This is a genomic window from Parafrankia irregularis, from assembly GCF_001536285.1.
GTDB classification, from domain to species: domain Bacteria; phylum Actinomycetota; class Actinomycetes; order Frankiales; family Frankiaceae; genus Parafrankia; species Parafrankia irregularis.
The window spans coordinates 1-22,232 of record NZ_FAOZ01000054.1; the positions used below are offsets into that span (position 1 = coordinate 1).

General features: G+C 70.2%; 24 protein-coding genes and 1 pseudogene. 20 read left to right on the forward strand and 5 right to left on the reverse strand.

Features of this window, described 5'->3' with window-relative positions:
- The 4 genes from AWX74_RS37545 to AWX74_RS37560 form a co-directional block, all read left to right on the forward strand.
- On the forward strand, window positions 1-739 hold a 739-nt coding region (locus AWX74_RS37545), incomplete at its 5' end, for a hydroxymethylglutaryl-CoA lyase (RefSeq protein WP_131799652.1).
- A 94-nt stretch (window positions 740-833) separates the two neighbouring features.
- Complete coding sequence (locus tag AWX74_RS37550; RefSeq protein WP_091286818.1) at window positions 834-2,045, forward strand: acetyl-CoA C-acetyltransferase; 1,212 nt, start codon at window positions 834-836, stop codon at window positions 2,043-2,045.
- 92 nt (window positions 2,046-2,137) lie between these two features.
- Entirely contained in the window at window positions 2,138-4,318 is a 2,181-nt protein-coding gene (locus tag AWX74_RS37555; RefSeq protein ID WP_091286822.1) for a 3-hydroxyacyl-CoA dehydrogenase NAD-binding domain-containing protein, read from the forward strand.
- 391 nt (window positions 4,319-4,709) lie between these two features.
- Window positions 4,710-5,162: a hypothetical protein gene (locus AWX74_RS37560; protein WP_226930802.1), complete on the forward strand. Its 453-nt coding sequence runs from the start codon at window positions 4,710-4,712 to the stop codon at window positions 5,160-5,162.
- 67 nt (window positions 5,163-5,229) lie between these two features.
- Here the strand turns inward: AWX74_RS37560 and AWX74_RS41875 are convergent, their stop codons facing one another.
- The 5 genes from AWX74_RS41875 to AWX74_RS37580 all read right to left on the reverse strand — a co-directional run bounded on the left by AWX74_RS41875 (window position 5,230) and on the right by AWX74_RS37580 (window position 8,623).
- Complete coding sequence (locus AWX74_RS41875) at window positions 5,230-5,496, reverse strand: M48 metallopeptidase family protein (RefSeq protein ID WP_226930803.1); 267 nt, start codon at window positions 5,494-5,496, stop codon at window positions 5,230-5,232.
- A gap of 361 nt (window positions 5,497-5,857) precedes the next feature.
- A complete protein-coding gene (locus AWX74_RS42225) occupies window positions 5,858-5,992 on the reverse strand; it encodes a hypothetical protein (protein ID WP_278184688.1) in 135 nt (44 codons plus the stop codon).
- A 145-nt stretch (window positions 5,993-6,137) separates the two neighbouring features.
- Entirely contained in the window at window positions 6,138-6,332 is a 195-nt protein-coding gene (locus tag AWX74_RS37570) for a hypothetical protein (RefSeq protein WP_226930805.1), read from the reverse strand.
- 60 nt (window positions 6,333-6,392) lie between these two features.
- Window positions 6,393-7,145 carry a LuxR C-terminal-related transcriptional regulator gene (locus AWX74_RS37575; protein WP_091286825.1) on the reverse strand — a complete coding sequence of 251 codons (753 nt, stop codon included), beginning with the start codon at window positions 7,143-7,145 and terminating at the stop codon, window positions 6,393-6,395.
- Window positions 7,142-8,623 (reverse strand): sensor histidine kinase, encoded by a 1,482-nt coding sequence (locus tag AWX74_RS37580; protein ID WP_091286829.1) that lies wholly within the window; start codon window positions 8,621-8,623, stop codon window positions 7,142-7,144. The genes AWX74_RS37575 and AWX74_RS37580 overlap by 4 nt, the downstream gene beginning before the upstream one ends.
- Before the next feature lie 309 nt (window positions 8,624-8,932).
- Here AWX74_RS37580 and AWX74_RS37585 point away from each other — a divergent pair, with 309 nt between their 5' ends.
- The 16 genes and pseudogenes from AWX74_RS37585 to AWX74_RS37650 all read left to right on the forward strand — a co-directional run bounded on the left by AWX74_RS37585 (window position 8,933) and on the right by AWX74_RS37650 (window position 22,092).
- On the forward strand, window positions 8,933-10,519 hold the full coding sequence (locus tag AWX74_RS37585; RefSeq protein ID WP_226931603.1) for an alpha/beta fold hydrolase: 1,587 nt from the start codon (window positions 8,933-8,935) through the stop codon (window positions 10,517-10,519).
- Between the two features lie 461 nt (window positions 10,520-10,980).
- Window positions 10,981-11,277, forward strand: a pseudogene (locus tag AWX74_RS42750) (HupE/UreJ family protein); the annotation flags it as partial.
- 52 nt (window positions 11,278-11,329) lie between these two features.
- Window positions 11,330-11,644, forward strand: coding sequence for a hypothetical protein (locus AWX74_RS41885; protein ID WP_226933200.1), 315 nt, complete (start codon window positions 11,330-11,332; stop codon window positions 11,642-11,644).
- Between the two features lie 253 nt (window positions 11,645-11,897).
- Window positions 11,898-12,077: a helix-turn-helix domain-containing protein gene (locus AWX74_RS42905; RefSeq protein ID WP_226930807.1), complete on the forward strand. Its 180-nt coding sequence runs from the start codon at window positions 11,898-11,900 to the stop codon at window positions 12,075-12,077.
- Between the two features lie 9 nt (window positions 12,078-12,086).
- On the forward strand, window positions 12,087-12,386 hold the full coding sequence (locus AWX74_RS42910; protein ID WP_242666598.1) for a helix-turn-helix domain-containing protein: 300 nt from the start codon (window positions 12,087-12,089) through the stop codon (window positions 12,384-12,386).
- Between the two features lie 23 nt (window positions 12,387-12,409).
- A complete protein-coding gene (locus tag AWX74_RS42915) occupies window positions 12,410-12,973 on the forward strand; it encodes a transposase (RefSeq protein WP_207550502.1) in 564 nt (187 codons plus the stop codon).
- Between the two features lie 237 nt (window positions 12,974-13,210).
- Window positions 13,211-13,381, forward strand: a complete 171-nt coding sequence (locus AWX74_RS41900; RefSeq protein ID WP_242666601.1) for a group II intron maturase-specific domain-containing protein — start codon at window positions 13,211-13,213, stop codon at window positions 13,379-13,381.
- Between the two features lie 347 nt (window positions 13,382-13,728).
- Window positions 13,729-15,033: an IS701 family transposase gene (locus AWX74_RS37610; RefSeq protein ID WP_423212992.1), complete on the forward strand. Its 1,305-nt coding sequence runs from the start codon at window positions 13,729-13,731 to the stop codon at window positions 15,031-15,033.
- Between the two features lie 454 nt (window positions 15,034-15,487).
- A complete protein-coding gene (locus AWX74_RS37615) occupies window positions 15,488-16,018 on the forward strand; it encodes a hypothetical protein (protein WP_226930808.1) in 531 nt (176 codons plus the stop codon).
- A 338-nt stretch (window positions 16,019-16,356) separates the two neighbouring features.
- On the forward strand, window positions 16,357-17,010 hold the full coding sequence (locus tag AWX74_RS37620) for a hypothetical protein (RefSeq protein ID WP_242666599.1): 654 nt from the start codon (window positions 16,357-16,359) through the stop codon (window positions 17,008-17,010).
- A 79-nt stretch (window positions 17,011-17,089) separates the two neighbouring features.
- Window positions 17,090-17,779: an SAF domain-containing protein gene (locus AWX74_RS37625; protein WP_226930809.1), complete on the forward strand. Its 690-nt coding sequence runs from the start codon at window positions 17,090-17,092 to the stop codon at window positions 17,777-17,779.
- A gap of 106 nt (window positions 17,780-17,885) precedes the next feature.
- A complete protein-coding gene (locus AWX74_RS37630) occupies window positions 17,886-18,620 on the forward strand; it encodes a MinD/ParA family ATP-binding protein (protein WP_242666600.1) in 735 nt (244 codons plus the stop codon).
- Window positions 18,617-20,065, forward strand: a complete 1,449-nt coding sequence (locus AWX74_RS37635) for a TadA family conjugal transfer-associated ATPase (protein ID WP_091286853.1) — start codon at window positions 18,617-18,619, stop codon at window positions 20,063-20,065. The genes AWX74_RS37630 and AWX74_RS37635 overlap by 4 nt, the downstream gene beginning before the upstream one ends.
- Window positions 20,062-20,964 (forward strand): type II secretion system F family protein, encoded by a 903-nt coding sequence (locus AWX74_RS37640; RefSeq protein ID WP_091286856.1) that lies wholly within the window; start codon window positions 20,062-20,064, stop codon window positions 20,962-20,964. The genes AWX74_RS37635 and AWX74_RS37640 overlap by 4 nt, the downstream gene beginning before the upstream one ends.
- Window positions 20,961-21,881 (forward strand): type II secretion system F family protein, encoded by a 921-nt coding sequence (locus AWX74_RS37645; RefSeq protein ID WP_091286859.1) that lies wholly within the window; start codon window positions 20,961-20,963, stop codon window positions 21,879-21,881. The genes AWX74_RS37640 and AWX74_RS37645 overlap by 4 nt, the downstream gene beginning before the upstream one ends.
- Window positions 21,882-21,897: 16 nt before the next feature.
- Window positions 21,898-22,092 carry a hypothetical protein gene (locus tag AWX74_RS37650; RefSeq protein ID WP_131799653.1) on the forward strand — a complete coding sequence of 65 codons (195 nt, stop codon included), beginning with the start codon at window positions 21,898-21,900 and terminating at the stop codon, window positions 22,090-22,092.
- Window positions 22,093-22,232 lie beyond the last annotated feature (140 nt).

The following is a 22,232-nucleotide window of genomic DNA, read 5'->3' on the forward strand; positions in this document are numbered from 1 at the left end:
CGACGGGGTCGAGGTGCTGCACGGGGTCGACCTGCCCACGGGCGTCGAGCGGATGGTCCTCGTCCCCAACAGCAGGGGCCTGGACAACGCTCTGCGCCACCGCGGGCTGTTCGAGGCCGTCGGGCTGTTCGTCAGCGCCTCCCAGACGCACAACCAGCGCAACATCAACCGCACGGTCGAGCAGACGATGGCGGACACCACCGTGATGGCCAAGCGCATCCTCGCCGAAGGCCTGCGACTGAGCGCCGTCATCGCCACCTCCTTCGGCTGCCCCTACGAGGGGCCGGTGCCGATGGAGCGGGTGCTCGGCCTCGCCGAGCAGTTCGCCGAGGCCGGCGCGGTCGAGGTGGGCTTCGGTGACACGACCGGCATGGCCAACCCGGCCTACGCCGGGCGGTTCTTCGCCTCGGCCCTCGACCGGCTGCCCGGCGTCGAGGTCACCGCGCACTTCCACAACACCCGGGGCCAGGGCCTGGCCAATGCCTACGCCGCCCTGGAGGCTGGCTGCACCAGCTTCGAGTCCAGCTTCGGCGAGCTCGGCGGCTGCCCGGTCCCGGCCGGTTCCACCGGCAACATCGCCACCGAGGACCTGGTCAGCATGTTCCACGAGATGGGCGTGGAGACCGGCGTCGACCTGCCCGCGCTCATCCAGACCGCACGGGACGCACAAACCACCCTGGGCCGCCGACTCACCAGCCACTCCATCGTCGCCGGCCCGGTGGTGTGGGCCGGCGGATGACGGCCCGCGGCCGGTCCCTCCGGGAACTGGGACGCCCAGCTGCCTTGCCTCCAATGACCCGGGCGACGCCCCCGGGAGGAAAGGAAACACCGCAGTGACCATCGAGGCCTTCATCTACGACGCGGTCCGCACACCCCGTGGCCGCGGGAAGCCGACCGGCGCGCTCCACGCGGTGAAGCCCGTCTCCCTGGTCGTCGGGCTGATCGACGAGATCCGCCGACGCAACCCGAACCTCGCCGTCGACCGGCTCTCGGACATCGTGCTCGGAGTCGTCAGCCCGCTCGGCGACCAGGGAGCGGACATCGCGCGCACCGCCGGGCTGCTCGCGGGCCTGCCCGACACGGTCGGCGGGGTGCAGCTGAACCGGTTCTGCGGCTCCGGCCTGGAAGCGGTCAACATCGCGGCGCAGAAGGTGCGGTCCGGCTGGGACGACCTGGTGCTCGCCGGTGGCGTCGAGTCGATGTCGCGGGTACCGATGGGATCCGATGGCGGCGCTTTGATGAGTGATCCGGCGACGAGCTACCGTGTGATGTCCGTGCCGCAGGGCGTCAGCGCCGACCTGATCGCCACCCTGGAGGGGTTCACCCGGGAAGAGGTGGACGGCTACGCCGTCCAGTCGCAGCGCCGCGCGGCCGACGCGTGGTGGAACGGCCGCTTCGCGAAGTCGGTCGTGCCCGTCCGTGACCACGGAATCCTGGTCCTGGAACGCGACGAACACCTGCGCGTCGGGTCCACCCTGGAGAGCCTGGCCACGCTTCCGCCCTCCTTCGCGGCGGTGGGGGAAGAAGGCGGCTTCGACGCGGTTGCGATCCAGAAGTTCCACCACCTCGAGAAGATCGACCATGTGCATACAGCGGCGAACTCATCCGGCATTGTGGACGGCGCCGCGCTGGTACTCGTGGGCAGCGAGCGCGTCGGCGTCGAGTTGGGCCTCGTCCCGCGTGCCCGAGTGGTCGCCACGGCCACCTCGGGCGCCGACCCCACCATCATGCTCACCGGGCCGACGCCGGCCACCCGCCGACTGCTCGACCGCACCGGGCTCGGCGTCGACGACATCGACCTCTTTGAGATCAACGAGGCGTTCGCGGCAGTCGTCCTGAAATACCAGCGGGATCTGAACCTTCCTGACGAGAAGGTGAACGTCAACGGTGGCGCGATCGCGATGGGCCACCCGCTCGGTGCCACCGGCGCGATGCTGGTCGGCACGGTGATCGACGAGCTGGAACGGCGTGACTGCCGGCGGGCAGTGGTGACGCTGTGCGTCGCCGGCGGCATGGGCGTCGCCACGCTGATCGAGCGGGTCTGAACGCCGCCGCCCGCCGCCCGGCGTCAAGTCCACGGCAGGGATGTTCGCCCTCGCGGCGGCCGTTTCCGCCATCTGAACGCGAGAGAGCAGACATGAGCGAACCAACCGCCATCATCCACTGGGAGCGGGACCCCGACGGTGTCGTCGTTCTGACGATGGACGACCCGGGCCAGTCCGCCAACACCATGAACGACCGGTTCATCGCCGCGTTGGAGGAAGCCGTGGCCCGCCTTGAGGCGGAGGTGGAATCCATCACCGGTGTGGTGCTGGCCTCGGCGAAGAAGTCCTTCTTCGCCGGCGGTGACCTGCGCGACCTGGTCAGGGCGGGGCCGGCCGACCGACAGGCCGTCATTGACCAGGCGACCACGGTGAAACGCCAGCTGCGCCGGCTGGAGACACTTGGTCGCCCGGTCGTCGCGGCGATCAACGGGGCAGCGCTCGGCGGCGGCCTGGAGATCGCTCTCGCCGCGCATCACCGGATCGCCGCCGACATTCCCGGCACGGCGGTCGGACTGCCCGAGGTCACCCTCGGCCTGCTGCCCGGCGGCGGAGGCATCGTGCGCTCCGTCCGGCTGCTCGGGATTACGAGCGCGTTGTCGAAGGTGTTGCTGCAGGGCCAGCGGCACACCCCGGCGAAGGCCGCGCGGCTGGGCCTGGTGGATGAGGTGGTCGGCTCGGTGGCCGAACTGCTGCCGGCGGCGAAGGCGTGGATCAGCGTGAATCCGAGCCCTCGGCAGCCGTGGGACGAGGACGGCTACTCGATTCCGGGGGGCTCACCCGCCGACCCGGAGTTCGCGGCGACTCTTCCGGCACTGCCTGCGAACCTGCGCCGGCAGCTGCGGGGCGCCGACCTGCCGGCGCCCGCAGCCATTCTCGCAGCCGCGGTAGAGGGCGCCCAGGTCGATCTCGACACCGCCTTCCAGATCGAATCCCGCTATTTCGCCGATCTTGTCACCGGTCAGGTCTCAAAGAACATGATCCAGGCGTTCTTCTTCGACACGCAGTACATCAACTCCGGTGGTAACCGGCCGGCAGGTCATCCGACTTTCCTGGCGACCAGGGTGGCCGTTCTGGGTGCCGGGATGATGGGTGCCGGAATCGCCCATTCCTGCGCGAAGGCCGGTATTGAGGTGGTTCTCAAGGACGTCTCGGTCGAAGCCGCGGCGCGGGGTAAGGCATACTCCGAACGGCTCGTCGCCACGGCGGTGGAGCGGAAGGCCCTGACACCTGAGGCCGGCGCGACGCTGCTCGCCCGGATCACCCCGACAGCGGACGCCGCCGACCTGGCCGGCGCGGATCTCGTCGTCGAGGCCGTCTTCGAAAGCCCCGACCTCAAACAGCAGGTCTTCCAGCAGGCCGAGGATGTGGTCATTCCGGACGCGCTGCTGGCGTCCAACACCTCCACCCTGCCGATCAGCCAGCTCGCCCAGGGCGTACGGCGGCCGGAGAACTTCATCGGCATGCACTTCTTCTCGCCGGTCGACAGAATGCCCCTGGTCGAGATCATCGTCGGGGAGCAGACCAGTGATGCGACGCTCGCCCGGGCACTCGACGTTGTGCAGCAGCTCCGCAAGACACCGATCGTCGTCAACGACAGACGAGGATTCTTTACCAGCCGTGTCATCATGACTTTCCTCCACGAGGCCGTCGCGATGATCGGCGAGGGGATAGAGCCGGCGTCGATCGAGCAGGCCGCCGCGCAGGCCGGCTATCCGGCTCCGCCACTGCAGCTGCTGGACGAGCTTACGCTCACGCTGCCGCGCCGGATCAGAGAGGAGACGAAGGCCGTAGTGCTGGCAGCCGGGCGTTCCTGGCACACCCACGGCTCAGAGGCGGTCATTGACCGGATGATCGATGACTTCGGTCGTCCCGGCCGTGCCGGTGGCGCTGGCTTCTACGACTACGTGGACGGGAGGCGCGACGGCCTTTGGCTGGGCCTGCGTGAGCACTTCACCGGCAAGCAGTCGGCGGTGCCCTTCGAGGACATGAAGGAGCGAATGCTGTTCGTGGAGGCGCTGGAAGCGGTCCGCTGCCTCGACGAGGGCGTGTTGCGCTCCGTGGCCGAGGCGAACATCGGTTCGCTGCTCGGAATCGGCTTTCCGACCTGGACAGGAGGCGTCATCCAGTACATCAATGGCTATGCGGGCGGCGTGCCGGGTTTCGTTCAGCGGGCTCGGGAGCTCGCGGCCCGCTACGGCGAGCGTTTTCTGCCGCCGACCTCACTCGTGCAGAAGGCCGAAGGCCCCACCCCTGGGGGGCGAGGCCGCCCCTGAGGGTGAGACCGGTGGGTGGTGTCAGGACACGGTCTGGCCTTGGCCGCAGACGGGTCCGTTGCCGACGAGTTGGAAGCTGGTTCCGGTGGGGTCTACGCGGACGACGTTGATAGATGAGATCTATGAGATCTGATGACTGATCGAATAGAAGATGGCCAGGTCGGGGCGTTGATCGTTTGGTTCGATTCCCAGTCGCATCGACAGGTCTCGACTACGTGGCGTAGCAGCAGGGGTTGATCGGTCAAGGGACGTTGACCGCCAGCGTGCACTCCTAAGGCGTCTCCGGTGGGATCTGGCGTCGTTCACTGGCGGACTGATCGATCGGCCGGGATCATGGTGTGTCGTGCGGAGGAGCCGGAAATCGCGCGGTCATGAACCAGAAGGTCCCGAGATGACGGTGCGCGAATTTGTATCGGGGCTTGCCTTCATCGCGCGGGATGTGTGGCGGCCTACACCCCGGTCGGATCTCTATCTGGACTGCGATGTCTGCGGCGGTGCCACGCCGCACTCCAGCTATCGGCGGATCATCTCGGCGACCAAAGAGAATCCGACGCTCGTCGCCGCGCCTCCGGAGCCTGTCTGCGCGGTGTGCCGCGACGCGCATCCTCGGCGACGAACCGCCCTGCGACACGGCCATCGCTTGTACCGGGCAGCGGTGGCGTCGCTGGCGCTCGGGCAGATCCCGGCGGCCGTGCCGCGCGCAGTTCACCGTGCCCGCGTCCGCGCCGACTGTGATCTGCCCGTGGTGCAGCACCCAGCAGGACGGTCCAGCCAAGCGTCGATGACGCCATGGCGACGCCTGGCGCATACGAGCCACCGGCAACTCCTTTGCCGCTGCTTCTAGACAAGTCAGGGACAGAGTTCCCTGCGAGGGCAGCCACCGTTCCTTGATCCCAGGCGATCGGCTGCTGTTATCCAAGCCAGAGGGTCGGGCCGAGGGCGGCGAGCCTGGTTTTGCGGGTCTCGTAATCAGGCAGGGCGCGCTCGACCAGCTGCCAGAAGGTCGGCGTGTGGTTCCGTTCGTAGACATGGGCGAGTTCGTGTACGAGGACGTAGTCGACGAGACTGACCGGTAGCTGCATGGTCGCCCAATGGATGTTGATTCGGCCGGTGGTGCTGAGCGAGCCCCATCGGTGGCCGAGGTCGCGGACGTCGAGGCCGGTGATGTCGACGCCCATGCGGCTGGCCTAGGGGCGTATGCGGGGGTGGTAGCCAGGTTGCCCCTCGGTGCCTGTACCAGCCGGTCAGCGCTGCGGCGCCGTCGGTATCTGTCGCGGCCAGGCTTCGGGGCAGGTGTATCCGGCCCCGAGCGAGGCGCACCGGGGACGCCGGAGTTCAGCGGCGTCCAGCGACTGGGCGGCCAGCCCGGGGGAGGGCAACGCCGTCGTCCACCGTCGGATCGGCGGTGAGGAGCAGGCGGTAGTGCCGGCCGAGTAGTCGAAGCCCTCTCCGTTGACGAACTGCTTCGCCGGCCGCGGGGGAGAGCAGGACATCCTTCTCCGCGAGGCGTTGGTGGACCCACGAGCGGTGGCCGCGTACCTACCGTGCCAGCCGGTCCGGGTCGGCGTCAGCTGGGGCGTGCAGCAGCAGGGTTCCGTCCCGGTCGACGGTGATCCCGACGGTCCGACGGAGCTCGGAGGCGCGGACGACGAAGTCCAATCCTCCGACCGTCATCCGCGCACCCTCGCTGCTTGTCATAGAGCAAGTGTAGGGGTCGGCCCGTCGGACTGCGTCGACTGGGCCGGCGAGGCGGTGTGGTCTATCGCCAGCCCCTGGACCCAGTCCCGGGCGGGCTGCTGCTGTCAGTGCGGTGGGGCATTCAGCCGACCGTGGGCGGGACGGTCGTGACGACTGCGGCGTGGTTGTGTCGTGCCAACTCGACGATCTGGTCGGCGATGGCCTCCGCCCGGTCCTGGTCGAACAGGTCGTCGCCGTCGATGGACACGTCGGCGACCCGCACCGTGATCCAGCTGTGCAGGCGTTGCTGGGCGTGGGCGTTCCCCCAGAAGTGCACCCTGCCGATCTCCCTCCGCAGATGATCGACGATGAAGGTGACCAGTCATCCGCCGTGACGTCAGTCCGCCCCGGCCCGCACCAGGCCGCACTCGTAGGCGTGAACGACGGCCTGCACCCGGTCGCGCAGGCCGAGCTTGGTGAGTATCCGGCTGACGTGTGTCTTGACCGTGCCCTCGGACAGGAAGAGGCGACCGGCGATCTCGATGTTTGACAGGCCGCGTGCGATGAGCCCGAGCACCTCGCGTTCGCGCTCGGTCAGCAGGTCGAGGCCACGATCCACGCTGCGCGGCGGGACCGCGGCCGGACTGGTTCCCACGTACCGCTCGAGCAGACGGCGGGTGACGCTGGGCGCCACCACCGCGTCGCCGCGAGCTACCACCCGGATCGCCGAGAGCAGGTCGGGTGCCAGCGTGTCCTTCAGCAGAAACCCGCTCGCGCCGGCATGCAGCGCGGCGTAGACATACTCGTCGAGGTCGAAGGTGGTCAGGATCAGCACGCGGATCCGGCCGGCAGTCGCATCGGCGGCACGGCCCTCGGCGCTGTCGGTACCACCCGTGCGGCCGCCACGTTCGTCGCCGCCGACGCGCGTCACATCGGCGCCGCAGATCCGCCGGGTCGCCTCGACGCCGTCGACGTTGGGCATCCGCACATCCATCAGGACGACGTCGGGACGCAGCTCGAGCGCCGCTGCAGCGGCCTGCGCGCCGTCGTCGGCCTCACCCACGACGGCCATGTGCGGCGCGTTCTCCAGGATCATCCGGAAGCCGGTACGGACCAGTGCCTGGTCATCGGCGAGCAGTATCCGGATCATGTCTCGCGCCACCTTTCGGCCCGTGCTTTGCCGATCGGTCGCGGCGGCCAAGTGTTGGCGGCGATGGGCAGCGCCGCGCGTACGACGAAGCCGCCGCCCGGCGCGGGCCCTGCGGTGAGCCGCCCGCCGAGCAGCCGCACCCGTTCGCGCATGCCCGGCAGTCCGTTGCCGCCGGGCGCGCCGGGCGCGCGGGTCTTGTCGCCGGGCCTGCCGATCTCGCGCATTCTTCCGATCTCGCCTACCCCGCCGGTCCCGTCTGCGCTGACGGCCGTGCCATGCCCGTCGTCGCGGACGTCGACGAAGATCTCGTCGTTCTCGTAACGGAGGACCACGTCGGCCGTCGCGCCTGTGCTCGCGTGTTTCATGGTGTTGGTCAGCGCCTCCTGCACGATGCGATAGGCCGAGAGATCCACCGGGGCTGGCAGTGCCGCCGCGGTGCCCTCGATGCGCAGCCGCACCGGTGTGCCGGCCTGGCGTACCCGGGCCACCAGCGCCGGCAGGTGAGCGAGACCGGGCTGTGGATGCCAGGGATCATCGACCTGGTCCACGGCCGCGAGCACGCGGCGCATGTCGGCGAGCGCGTCGCGACCGGTCCGGACGATCGCGTCGAGCGCGGCACCGGTCTCGGCGGGCCGGGCATCGAGCGCGGCGGCAGCCCCCTGGGCCTGGATGACCACCACGGACAGGCCGTGTGCGACGACGTCGTGCAGCTCCCGGCTGATCCGCCCGCGTTCGTCGGCCACCGCGAGCGCCGCCCGCTGGTCCCGCTCCCGCTCCAGGTCATGAGCGCGCGCCCGCAATTCGTCGAGGTACGCCCGACGGTTACGTGCACCGGCCCCTACCGCCCAGGCTGCGACCAGCACTGAGCCGATCACCGGCAGCCCGCTCCACGCGGTCGACCAGGCGCTACGGCGCACCATCACGATCGGTTCGGGTGACCCCGGTGCGACCGGCGCGGTCGGGCCGCCGCCTGCCATCGGCACCGCCACCACCGACTGCAGCGCGTCGGGCAGACCGCCCGCGGCCTGCGCGTTCAGGGCGTAGGCAAGGCTGGCCCCGGTGGCGGCCAGCAGCAGTCCGGTCAGCGCGGCGAGCGAGCGCATCCGGTCGAGGCGGGCGGCGACGGTGTAGAGCAGGATCAGCACGCTGAGGTCCGGAACCATGAGCGGCACGACCAACGCGAGATGCGTCGCCGCCCCCACCGCGCAGAGCGCGAGCATCGGGACCGGCCAGCGCCCGCGCAGCGCGACTCCGGTAGCCGCCGCGGCCGTGGCGACCCACCAGAGCGCGATCCGTCCCGCCCGCCCGTCATCGAACAAACCCGGCAGCGTCCCACCGACCATCGCGTTCGGGTCGTTGAGCAGGACGCCGGCCGCGAGCAACGCCGCCGCCAGCAGCACGTCACGTGCGAACGGCCCGCTGGACCAGGCGCGCACTGCCACGCCCAGTCGGCTGGTCATGATCCCGCTGTCGGCCATGATTCTCTGATCGTACGGTCGTTCGACCCTGCTGGCGTCTGTCCTGAGAGGGATCCTGGCGGCCCGGCGTACCTCCCGCGACAGACCTCGTCATGTGCGCACGGGCAGACGCGGAAAGACATCACGCCGCGCGACGGTGCCCTCATGACCTACCCACCGTCTACTTGGCCTGGCGGCACCCGCGGCCCGGGCGCGTTCCGTTGCCTCGCAGCCCTTCCCCGTCCCCATGCCCGCCCGCATCCCCGTGCCCGTCCTCGTCTCGGCTCCGGTGGCCGCGTCCGCGCCTCGACGGCGGGCGCCGTGACCGCGATGACGGCTGTCGCGCTGGCTGCGGCGTCCCTCGTCGGCTGCTCCCCGGCTGCCGGGTCCTCGGTGGCGGCGACCGAGAGCGCCGGCGCCGGCCCGGTGACGATCCGCTGGGAGCCCTGCCGCGCCTACTCGGACGACGTCCTGCGCGACCGCGGGATCTCCGAGGACAAGCTGCCGGCGGCCCGGGCCCTCCTCAACCGGCTGGAGTGCGGCTCGGTCAGCGTGCCGCTTGACTACCGGTCGCCGAACGGTCGGCGGATCACCGTGGCGATCACCCGGCTACCGGCTGTGGACCAGGCGAACCGGCTGGGCAGCCTGGCACTCAACCCGGGCGGACCGGGTGGCGGCGGGTACCTGATGCCGGTCGAGGTGAGCAGTCTGAACGACGCTGCCGCCCGGCTGAACGCTCGGTACGACCTGATCGGTTTCGACCCACGCGGCGTCGGCTACAGCTCCAAGGTCCAGTGCGCGCTCGGCAGTCCAGGCGGGGCTTCCCCCGCGCCGACCGGCCAGCCGGGGCCCGAGACCGGCCAGCCGGGGCCCGAGACCGGGCCGCTGACCGAGGCGGCGGCCCGCGGTGTCTTCGAGCAGGAGGCGGCGGCGAACGGCAGGTGCGGGCGCAGCGACCCGGACTTCCTCGGCGAGCTCACCACGCTCAATGTCGCCCGCGACCTCGACCTGGTGCGGCGCGGGCTGGGCGAGCGCAGGCTGAACTTTCTCGGTGTGTCCTGGGGTACCTGGCTCGGAATGGTGTACCGCAGCACCTTCCCGGACAGCGTCGGTCGGATGTTCCTGGACAGCGTGGCGCTCCCGACATTCAGCGTGACCGCCTTCGAGGACGGCCGGGCCGACGCGATCGAGCGGAACTTCGCCCGGATGGCCGAATGGCTGGCGGCGCGCAACGCCAGCTACGGCTTCGGGATGACGAAGAAGCAGGTGCGGGCCGCGATCCTTGCGCTCGTCCAAGACTACGACGCGCATCCGCGGCGGTTCACCGACCTGCCGCAGGCGCTCGACGGCGCGGCGATCGCGAGACTGGCTAGCCAGACCTCCCCGGACTGGGCACGCGCCGGCCTGGCCCTGCGGGAGCTGCGGGACGCCACCGGGCCGACCGCGCCGACCACCGCCCGCGAGATCCTCGCCGGCGCTCCGCGACGCATGACCCCGGACGCGCCGGAACATTTCAACATCACGATGAACCAGGCCGTCTTCTGCAACGAGGACCCGAGCAGGCTCGACTTCGCCTCCGCCTGGGCGGCCTACCAGCAACGGGTGCAGCGTAACCCGGTGACCGGCCGGGCCGGCCGATTCTCCGCCGGTTGCGCCGGCTGGCCGTTGCCGGTGCAGGAGTTCCGGCCGCGGCGCGACGACGGCTCACTCGTGCTGGCCGGACATCGCTATGAGCAGCTCTCTCCATTCCAGTGGACGACACAAACGCATGCGGCGGTTGGCGGCACGGTGTTCACCGTCAACGACGATGTACACGGGTCCGTCCTGAAGGATCCGGACTGCGCCGCAGACCTGGTGGGCTACTTCATCACCGGGCGCATTGACCGGGGCTGCACCGGGGTGCGCCAGCCAGCCTGACCGGGGCCCAGCGCGATTCGGGCGGCCAGTGGTGGACGGATGGCATCAGCCGCCCGTCCGCCCCGAGCCGCTTTCGCCCCCGCCGGCTCCACACCGCAGCCCGCCAGCGTGGCATCCCCGAACGTGGCGGCGCCCAGCACCTCGCCCACGGCGGCGGAGGAAGGCTCCGGGAGCACCGGCTGCTTCATCGCGGTGCTCCTCTCCGCGGCTGTCGTCGGCATACGTCTGGTACTGTTCTGGACCCGTCGGCCTCGGCGCTCCGAGCCGTGAACCACAGCCCCGCCTCCCGACGGTCCCACCCCGGACCCATCCCTCCTGCCGCGGTGTCCGGTCCCCGGAGAGGCCCTCGCACACTGATCGCCGCCCGCCGTGGCGTGATCCTGAGCGGCACGATCGGGCTGGTTCTCCTCGCGAGTGCCCAGGCCGCGTCCGCACATGGCATCGGTGCGGCCAGCGAGACGGTGGAGGGTTTCATCCCTCTCGGTATCAAGCACATGCCGCTGGGCTGGGATCACCTTCTGTTCGTCGCCGGGGTGCTGGTGCTGGCGAGGCGTCCGCGCCGGGCGGTGGAGACGATTTCCCTGTTCGCGGCCGGGCACAGCATCACGCTGTTCGCGGCCACCGTCGAGGCGTGGCGGGTGAACCCGACGGCCGTGGACATCGTCGTGGCGCTGAGCCTGGTGTTCGTCGGGGTTGTCGGTGTGGTCGGGCAGCCCCGACGGTGGTGTTGGGTCGCCGTCGCTGTGTTCGGCTTCGGGCTGGTCCACGGGCTCGGCCTGTCGACGCGCCTTCAGGATCTCGGGCTTCCGCATGACGGTTCTCGTGCCGAGGGTGCTGGCGTTCAATCTGGGGATCGAGCTCGGGCGGCTCCTCGCGATCGCCGGCATGATCGGCGTCGGCCTGGTGATTCGCCGGGTCCTGCCGCGCCTGCGCGACACCCGGCTGGCCCACGGGACCCTTGCGGCGGTCACGCTCGCCGTCGCCGGAGGGGAGACGCAGGCGATGCCGTTCGGACCCGCCAGGTCTACGGAACGTGTGTTCGATCCGGCGGGCGAAGTTGCTGGCCGGGTGCTCACTGGACATCGTCCCTGGCCAGGAGCCTCGTGGAGACCGGCCGGACGGTGATCTCAGGGCCCTGCACCAAGATCAGACGGTTCTGTGCGCCACGAACGCGGAGAGTGAGGCTGGGTTGAGGTAGGCGGTCTTGCTCGATGCGGTGCTGCGTAGATGATGAGGGTTTTGTGGCCCCTCGGAGCCGCCCGGTGGGGGGCTTCAAACCGCCCCAGGCTGCATTACAGATCTTGAACGGTCGGGATCTGCTTGATCACATCCGGTCTGGCCGGGTATGGACTGATCGATATCGGCTCATACCGGAGGTATGAGGTATGCGGATGGTGGTGGTCTCACCGCGGAGGGTCGAGCCTGCCGGGAAGCGGTCCGGTTACGGGCTGCGGACCTGTTCGCCCAGGGTATCGATCCGGTCGAGGTCGCCCGGCAGCTGCGGGTGAGCAGCAAGTCGGCCTACCAGTGGAAGCGCAGCTGGCGGGCCGGCGGGTAGACGGCGCTGGTGTCGCGGGGGCCGAGCGGGGCGTGCTGCCGACTGTCCGACCGTCAGCTCGACCGGCTTCGCGTCGAGCTGGCCCGGGGCCCGGCCGCGCACGGTTGGGACGATCAGCGGTGGACCCTGGCCCGGGTCACGGTGCTGATCGGCCGGTTGTTCCACGTCCGCTACACCCTGCGTGGCACCTCGTATCTGCTGCACCGCATGGGCTACAGCCCGCAGGTCCCCGCCCGCCGCGCCGCCGAGCGTGACGAGGGCACCATCGCAGCCTGGCGGGCGCAGACCTGGGCGAAGGTACAAGGCTAGCGGCGACGACCGGCGCCTGGATCGTGTTCGAGGACGAAGCCGGCCAGAACCTGCGCCCGCCGGTGGCCCGTACCTGGGCGCCCCGGGGCCGGACACCGACCGTCCGGGTCTGCGGCAGGGGTTCGGGCCGGGTGTCGATGGCCGCCGCGGTCTGCTACCGGCCCGGGCAGCGGCCTCGCCTGTCCTACCGGCTGGCCGCGCACCGCGGCCGGGTCGGGGAACGCCGCAGCTTCGCCGAGGACGACTACGCCACGCTGATCACCGCCGCGCACCACCAGCTCCGTGCCCCGATCATCCTGTGCTGGGACAACCTCAACACCCACCGCAGCCAGACCATGCGCCAGTTCCTGACCGCCCACACGGACTGGCTGACCGTCGTGGCGCTGCCCGCCTACGCCCCCGAGCTCAACCCGACCGAAGGAGTCTGGGCGCACGTCAAACGGCAGCTGGCCAACCACACCGCCTGGATCGTCGACCAGCTCGCCGCCACCGTGAAGACCCTGCTCAAACGCATCCAATACCGACCCGAACTGATCGACGGTTTCCTCGGCCAGACAGGACTGGAACTCGACCCGCAACCCCCGTGACCCAGACCCCGACCTTTCAAGGTCTGTAAACGGCATTGGGCTAAAACCAGGGTCGTGTACTGCAAGGACGACGGCAGGCGGGGCGCGCACGAGCACACGTCGTTCTCGTTCCTCGGGTACACGTTCCGTCCTCGCAAGGCGTGGAACGCGGCGGCCAGGTGCAGTTTCACCTCGTTCGCTCCCGCGATCAGCGCGGACAAGCTGACGGCGAAGAAAGCCGAGGTCCGTTCCTGGCGGATGCATAGGCGTACCGGGCGGACTCTGGACGACCTCGCGAGTGCGATAAACCCGATCGTGCGAGGTTGGATGAACTATGGGGCCGGTATAACCGATCTGAGATGTATCCGCTTTTCAGGAGTATCAACGCCTACCTGGTGCGATGGGCACGTAAGAAATACAAGCGGTTGAGGGCGCTGAGAAACGTCCAGTCGTGGTGGCTCGCGGTCGTCAAAAGAGACCGGAAGCTGTTCGCGCACTGGGCCTGGATGCCGCACTTCTGGCTGGCTGGATGAGAAGAGCGGAGTGATGGGAGACCATCACGCTCCGTTCTGTGGGAGCCGGGGAGTGCGATTCTCCCCGGCCATCCGACTATTGTAGTGTGTTAGGTCCACCTAGTACTCCAACCGGACTTCTGTGATCGTTTAGATCTGGTGGGTTGGGGTTGGGTGGCGGGGCCGAGTGGGGGGGGCTGGCCCTGGAACGAGAGAGGCCACCGGTGATCCTCGGGGGTTGTGTGGACTCTCGAAGATCGGCCGGTGGCCGTGTGCCCCAGCGTAGACCCCGACCGATGGCGGCAGGAGTTCAAGGCCCTCGGTGCTCGGATCGATGGTCGTTTCGCTCGTGTCGAGTCACGCAGGCGGGCGCGGTCGTTCCTGCGGGGTCTGATGGCTGGGCTGCCGCGGGTGAACTGCTGGGCGCTCGCCGAGCATGCCGGAGATGCCTCGCCGGGCGGGATGCAGCACTTCCTGGCCGCCGCGGTGTGGGACGACGACGGTCTACGCGCCGACCTGCGTGACTACGTCGTCGAACAGCTCGGTGATCCCGACGCTGTTCTCGTCATCGACGAGACCGGGGATCTGAAGAAGGGAACGATGACCGTCGGTGTCCAGCGTCAGTACACCGGCACCGCGGGGCGCATCGAGAATGCGCAGGTCGCGGTCTACCTGACCTACGCGGCCCCGGCCGGGCATGCCTTCCTCGACAACGCCCTGTACCTGCCGGTGTCGTGGACATCGGACCCGCAGCGGTGCGCAGCCGCAGGCGTGCCCGACAGCGTCACGTTCGCAACCAAGCCCACCCTCGCCCGACAGATGATCGCAAAAGCGCTCGACGTCGGAGTCCCGGCCCGCTGGGTCACCGGCGACGAGGTCTACGGCAACGACCCGGCGCTACGCGCCACGCTCGCCCGCCGCGGCCTGGGCTATGTCCTCGCCGTCGCCAGGTCCCACCAGATCGACACGAAAGCCGGCAGACGCAGGGCGATCGACCTCGCAGTCACCCTGCCCACCCATGCCTGGACCCGCATCTCCGCCGGTCAGGGCGCCAAAGGCCAGCGGCTCTACGACTGGGCGTTCATCGCCACCAGCGACCAGGACCTCCCTGGCTCCCACCATCTCCTGATCCGCCGCAACATCCACACCGGCGAGTACGCGTTCTACCGCACCCACAGCCCCAGCCCGGTCCCGCTGGCGACCTACGTCCAGGTCGCGGGCATCCGCTGGACCGTCGAGGACGACTTCCAGAACAGCAAGGAACTCGCCGCTCTCGACGAACACCAGGTCCGCCGCTGGACCTCCTGGCACCGCTGGACCCTGCTCGCGATGCTCGCCTACGCCTTCCTCGCCGTGACCACCGCCCGAGCCCACGACACCCAGTCGGCCGACGAACTGATCCCGTTGACAGTCAACGAGGTCCGCCACCTGTTCGTCTGCCTCGCGTTCCCCCGGCCGGAGCCCGCCGCCGGCTTCGTCCTGGCCTGGTCCTGGTGGCGGCGTCGCCACCAAGCACGCGCTCAAGCCAGCCACTACCAGCGCCAGGCCGCAGCACTCCAACTCAATTGATCACAAAAGTCGGGCTGGAGTACTAGCGTCGCTGCCACTGGCCGTGCTGGTGCGCAGCGCGTCACCGATGGTTCACATGAGAGTAAGCCTGATGCTCGCCGTGCTGGACTTTTCCGCGAGCAGGCTCGTTTCAGTCGGACAGGACACCGTGGTCCCGGACGGGCGGTCCCAGCGGTTCACTGGGACCGCCCGTCCGGACCATGATGACCTAGCTCTTCTGAGTCATTTCGCGCTGGGACGCCGAACGGACTGAAAAGTTAGAACGCCGCAAATCGCTGCCACCGGAGTAGTCATAGAGGGTGAGGGTCATCTGAGATCTACCCGGCCGGGCGGGTAACCGCCCCGGGTGGAACGGCCTGCGAGGTGGAGCACGATGGAGATCGGGACTCGTCGATCGGCACGGCGCCGCGGTACATGGCCACGGACCGTAAGCGCCGGTGCCCTGATCTCTGCCATGGTGACTCTCGCCGCCTGCGATTCGGGAGATGCTCCGCAGCCCGTCCCGACGCCCACCGGCGCGGAGGCGTCCATCCAACCGTCCGCGTCCGTGTCGCCCATGCCGACTGCTCCGGCAGTTATCGCGCGGCGGGACGCGGTGGCCGCATATCTTGGGATGTGGCAGAAGTACACGCAGGCGAGTCATACCTCCGACTGGCAGGCATCGTATCTTTCCCAGTACGCCGCTGGCGATGCTTTGCAGTTCCTAAGCCGTGATCTGTACGCCGACCATTACAATGGCCTGGTCTCCAAGGGTGCTCCGGTGAACAGCCCCCAGGTGACATCGGTGAGCCCGGACGACACTCCTACATGGGCGATGATTGATGATTGTGTCGATGCCCGGCACTGGTTGCGGTACAGGGCCGACGGTTCTCTGCTAGACGACAAGCCGGGCGCGTTGCACAAGGTTCTCGCTGAGGTGCGGGTGCACACCGACGGCAAGTGGCGCGTCACCCGGTTCGGGATCGGCGATCCGGGATCATGCTGATACGGCGAGGCGCTGTCCTGCTCGTGCTCGGGATGGCGGCACTCGGGGTGCTGGCCACGCCGGCTTTCGCCGACGACAAGTTCGGCTCGGCCTTGTGCACCCAGAATCCGTACCCGGGGTGTGAGCTTTTTGCCGGAGACAACGGCGGTGTCCCGCTGCCGGATGAAGGTTCTGTGCCGTCGGGCGGGGGACGAGCGGCCTCGCCTGCGCCGGGGGATCGGGCGTTGGACGCACCGTCGCTGCCGATTGCGGATTGTGCCTATGCGCGCAGCGACTTCCAGCCTCCGGCCCCCGGTCTCCAAGCAGTGGCGTATTCGTCGCCTGCGGCGGGTGGGCTGGTGGTGAGGCCTGCGGCGTTCCGCCCGTCGGAGCTGTCCGTGCGGCCGGTGGCGTCACAGCCGGGGCAGGGAGCGGGTGCCTGGTACGTCTACCGGTGTACCTCGGGCGGTGAGCAGGACGCCTTGTATCGGGCACCGGTGTGGATTCCCGACGCGGCAGCAGGGCCGGCGCCGGACCCGGAAGCGTTGGCGGAGCAGGCGCGCAGCCAGCTGCGGCTTTCCAGTCCGCCGATCGTGATGAACCCGTCCGTGGATCAGCTGGTGGGGTTGCCGACGTGGCTGTGGCTGGACGCGGCAGGGTGGAACCAGGTGGCAGCGACCGCGGCGGCGGGCGGGGTGTCGGTGACCGCGGTCGCCAAGCCCGTGCAGGTGACCTGGTCGCTCGGGGACGGCGGAACCGTGACGTGCACTGGTCCGGGAACGCCGTTCCCGGACGGGGCCAATCCGAAGAACGCGTCGCCGGACTGCGGCTACACCTACCGCCGCCGCTCGCTGGACACGCCAGGCGGGACGTTCGCGGTGACGGCGACGGTGCGCTGGGACGTGACCTGGGCCGGCGCCGGTCAGGCGGGGGCGTTCCCGGGGCTGACGACCGTGTCGACGACGGCGGCCCGGGTGATCGATGTTCCCGCGCTCACGACAGGCGGTGGCTGATGACGACCACGATCGATGCGGCCCGGCGAGCCGCTGGGGCACGCCGACGCCGTGGGATGCGCGGCGAGGAGGTGTCGTGGTGACCGCCCCGTCATCCGTGCCACGTACCGCCGGCGCGGAGCGCGGCGCCCGACATGCCGGTGCGGCGCCGGCCGCGCGGTTGACCGGTGGTCCACGGCGGCGGCGCCGGCTGCCGTATCTGCTTCTCGGAGTGGTGCTCGTGATCGGCTGCGCCACCGCCGGTCTGCTCGCGGGCGCCCGGGTGGGGTCACGGGCACCGGTGCTGGTGCTGGCCCGTCCGGTCGCGGTGAGCCACGTCCTGGCGGCGGCCGACATACGGGAGGCGCGGATCTCCGCCGACGGCCTCGACACCATCCCGGCCGGGTCGAAGGACACCGTGCTGGGCCGGCCGGTGGCATACAGCCTTCCGTCGGGCACGGTGCTCAGCCGGGCGGCGGTGGGTGCCGCGCAGGTCCCGCCCCGGGGTGAGGCGATCGCGGCGGTGGCGTTGAAGGCCGGCCAGTTCCCCACCGGCCTGTCGGCCGGCTCGCGGGTGGCCGTGGTCGTCGCTCCCGCGGCCAGCGCGGTGTCGACCGCGTCCGCCGATGCCGCCCGGTCGTGGCCGGCGACAGTCGTGGCCGTGGTAGCGGCGGACACCGATCAGACGACGGTGGTGTCGCTCCAGCTCGCCGAGGCCGATGCCCGCGCGCTGGCGGCGGCGCCGGCCCGGCAGGTCGGCGTCGTGACGGTCAACGGCACGGGCGGGTGACCCGGCCTTGATCATTGCGGTGGGTTCACTGAAAGGCAGTCCAGGGGCGACAACGTTGGCGCTGGCGCTGGCGGATCGCTGGCCGGCAGGCGGCGGGGAGCCGCTAGTGGTCGAGGCCGACCCTGCGGGCGGCGACCTCGGTGCCCGGTTCGAGCTGCTTGCAGGCGGCCGGGGGCTGGTCACGCTCGCCGCTGCCGGCCGCCGCGGCGGGCACGCCCGCCCGGTCGACGACCACGTGCACGAGCTGCCCGGTGGTCTTCAGGTGATCCCGGCCCCCGCCGGCGCCGAGCAGGCCAGTCAGGTGCTCGGTGAGCTGGACGGCGGGGGCTGGTCGCTGCTGTGGTCGGCGGCGCGGACGGGCGGCCGGACGGTGATCGTGGACTGTGGTCGGCTCGATCCGCGCTCACCCGTACTGCCGGCGTTGCGGGCGGCGGACGTGCTGTTGCTCGTGGGACGGGCGCGGGACGACGAGCTGGCGCATCTGGCGGCGCGGATGCAGGTGGTACAGGGCTGGGGCGTGCCGACCTGGTATGTCGTTATCGTCGCCCAGCCACGCCAGGCGCCGGAATACCGGGTTCGGGAGATCGCCCGGGTGCTGGGTTCGCGGGTGCTGGGTCCGGTGCCGTATGACACCCCGGCCGCGGAGGTGCTCGCCGGTCGTCGCCAGACCCGCACGGGGATCGGCCGGTCGAAGCTCGGCCGGACCGTGGCGGACATGGCCAACCATCTCGCCACCACCACGCCGGCCGACGTGGAACGCCCGGCGCTGGATGCGGCGCCGGGCGGGTTCGAGGGCCGGGCCGCGTTGCCGCCGGCCCCGACGCGGGCGGGGCGGCGATGACGGTCCCGTCCTGGCCCGACGACCTGCGCCGTCCGATATCGGGGAACGGATCGGGCTGGCCCGGCCCACTCGCCCCCTGGAGCGGTGGCGGTGGGGGTCCGGCCGCGCCGACTGATCTTCCGGGTCGTGCCTCCGGGTCGGCGGCTGACGCGCTGCGCGGCCGGCTGCGCGAGGGGCTGCGGGCGGCGCTCGCGCGGCGGCTGCGTGCGGACGAGGACGCGGGCTCCCCGCCGCTGACCGCCGACGAGCGGCAGGCGTTCGCTCTGTCGGTGCTCGTCGATCTGACCGAAGCACACACCAGCGCCGAACTGGCCCGCGGTGCGGGGGTCCTGACGCCCGAAGACGAGCAGCGTGTCATCCATGAAGTCCTCGCCGAGGTCCTCGGGCTCGGCGGCCTCGAACCGCTCCTGGCCGACCCGTCGATCGAGAACATCAACATCAACGGGGATCGGGTGTTCATCCGCCGGTCCGACGGGAGCCGGCAGCGGCTTGCGGCGATCACCGACTCGGACACCCAGCTGGTCGAGCTGATCCGTGACCTGGCCGCGCGCGCCGGAGTGGAGGAACGCCGCTGGGACCGCGGCGCGCCGATGGTCAACTTCCACCTGGCCGACAAGAGCCGCGTGTTCGCCGTCATGGCCGTCACGCAACGGCCGAGTGTGAGCATCCGGCGGCACCGGTTCCGCCATGTCACCCTGTCCGCGCTGCGGGCCAACGGCACGATCGACTACGGGCTGGAAGCGCTGCTCGGCGCACTGGTCAGGGCACGGAAGAACATCGTGGTCGCCGGTGGGACGGCGATCGGGAAGACGACGATGCTGCTCGCGCTCGCCGACCAGATCCCGCCCAGCGAACGGCTGGTCACGGTCGAGGACGTCTACGAGCTGGGGTTGGACGCCGACGAGCGGGCCCACCCGGACGTGGTCGCGATGCAGGTCCGCGAGCCCAACACCGAAGGCGAGGGCGCGGTCTCCGCCTCCGATCTTGTCCGGGCCGCGCTGCGGATGTCCCCGGACCGGGTGATCGTCGGCGAGGTGAGGGGCAGCGAGGTGATCCCGATGCTCAACGCCATGAGCCAGGGCAACGACGGCTCGATGACCACCCTGCACGCCTCGACGAGCCGCGGCGTGTTCACCCGACTGGCCAGCTACGCCGTGCAGGGCCCGGAACGGCTGCCCGTCGAGGCTACGAACCTCCTGATCGCCTCAGCGATTCACGTCGCAGTCCACCTGGCCGAGCCGCGCGGCGAACGCGGTCGACGGGTGGTGTCGTCAGTGCGGGAGGTCGTGGACGCCGACGGCACCCAGGTGGTCACCAACGAGCTCTACCGGCCCGGCCCGGACAGGCGCGGCATGCCGGCGGCCCCGCCGACCGGCGAGCTGCTCGACGACCTGATCGACGCCGGGTTGGACCCGGACCTGCTGTCGCAGGGGTGGTGGGGATGACCGGCCTGTTCGGGCTCCTCGGCCTCGGGGTCGGCGCCGGTCTGCTGCTGATCGTCTACGGCTGGCGTGGGCCGGACGACGACGCCGCCGACCGTCCTCGTCGCAGGCTGGTGGTGCCCCGGCCGTGGCGGTCGAACCCGCGGTTCGGCCGGTGGGCCGCCGCCGCGGCAGCCTGCGGGATCGTCGCGGGCGCGGTGACCGGTTGGGTCGTCGGCGGTCTGCTGATCACGATGGGGGTGTACGGGCTGCCGCGGATGCTGGGCCCCGACCGGGAACAGGCACGGCAGATCGCCCGTACTCAGGGCATCGCGGTGTGGGCCGAGCAGCTGCGGGACACCCTCGCCGCCGCGGCCGGTCTGGAGCAGGCGATCGTGGCGACCGCGCCCGCCGCCCCGGCCGCGATCCGCGACGAGATCGCGCTCCTGGCCGCCCGCGTCGAACGCCGCGAACGGCTCGGCCCGGCACTGCGCGCGCTGGCCGACGACTTGGATGACCCGCTGGCCGATCTCGTGATCGGCGCTCTGATCCTGGCCAGCGAGCATCAGGCCCGGCAGCTGTCCGGGCTACTCGGCCAGCTCGCGGCCACGGCCCGCGCCCAGGTCGACATGCTGGGCCGCATCGAGGTCGGCCGTGCCCGCACGCGCACCACGATGCGCGTCGTCGTCGTGACCTCGCTGGTGTTCGCCGGCGGGCTGGTGATCTTCAACCGTGCTTTCCTGGCCCCCTACAGCACAGCTACCGGACAGATGGTCCTGCTCGCCGTTGGGGCGATCTTCGTCGCCGGGTTCGTGTGGTTGAAGCGCATGTCGAAGGTTGAGAACCCGGGCCGATTCCTGCGCGGCGACGAGACCGCGACGGCGGAACCCGTCTCCGCGGCCATGGGGCGGATACCGGGATGAGCGTGCTGTTGATGCTCCTGGCGGCCGGAGTCGGCGTCGGTCTGTGGGCGCTGGCCGTGTGGCTGTTCCCACCACGGCCGTCGTTGGAGGAGGTACTGGCCCGGCGCGACCCCGCCCCGGCGGCTCCCGCCGGGGCGACGCCCGACGTTGCGGCGGTCGTGCCGGACGAGCAGGGTGGGTGGGCCGTGCGGGCGGGACGGCCGTTCGTAGGCGTGCTGCGCGCGGCGGGCCTGCCCACCACATCGCTGTGCCAGGACCTGACGGCACTCGGCCGCTCCGTCGAGGCCCACCTGGCAGAGAAGGCCACCGCAGGCCTTGCCGGCTTGCTCTTCCCGTCGGCCGTCGGACTGGCCTTCGCCACGGGTGGCCGGCCATTTCCCCCGGCGGTGCCGGTCGCGCTCGCGCTGTGCCTGGCGATCGGCGGATTCCTGCTGCCCGACCTCACCGTGAAAGCCGAGGCGGCGCGTCAGCGTCGGGCGTTCCGGCATGCGCTGTCGGCTTACCTGTCCCTGATCCAGGTTCTCCTCGCCGGCGGCGCGGGTGTCGAGACCGCACTGACCGACGCAGCGACCATCGGCACCGGCTGGCCGTTCGTGGCGATCCGCCGGACGCTGCGGACCGCTCGCGAAACCCGCGTGAGCCCCTGGGCCGCGCTGGGCCGGCTCGGTGCGGATCTTCAGATCTCGGAACTGACGGAACTCGCGGACGCGGTCGCGCTCGCCGGTACCGAAGGGGCCCGGGTCCGTCAAAGCCTGGAAGCCAAAGCTGCCGCGCTGCGCGTCCGCCAGGCTCACGACGCCGAAGCGGACGCGAACGCCGCGACCGAACGGATGAGTGTCCCCGGTGTTCTGATCGCCATCGGCTTCATCGTCTTCGTCTTCTATCCAGCCCTGACCCAAATATCCAAATCACTGTGAAATGTCGGAGGATTCGGTGTTCACCCGTTTCTACGCCTGGTGGTTGCAGGCCGTCGACCGCTACACCAAGGCACCGCCCGACGACCGTGACCGGGGCTCCACCACCGAGCAGGTGATCTGGATCGCCTTTCTGGCGGCCCTTGCACTCACCGTGATCGGAATCTTCGGACCAAGAATCTTGGAAGCTGCCCGAAACGTCGTTTTCGAGTAGACGGACCGACGATGACAGCACCTGTCCGGCCGGTCCAAGGCCGACTGTAGGGACGCCGGTCTAGATGTCCAATGGCCGCGATATATGTCCAGTCGATGTCCAACGACCGGTGTTCTGTCCACAGCGGACTACCGGGGCTA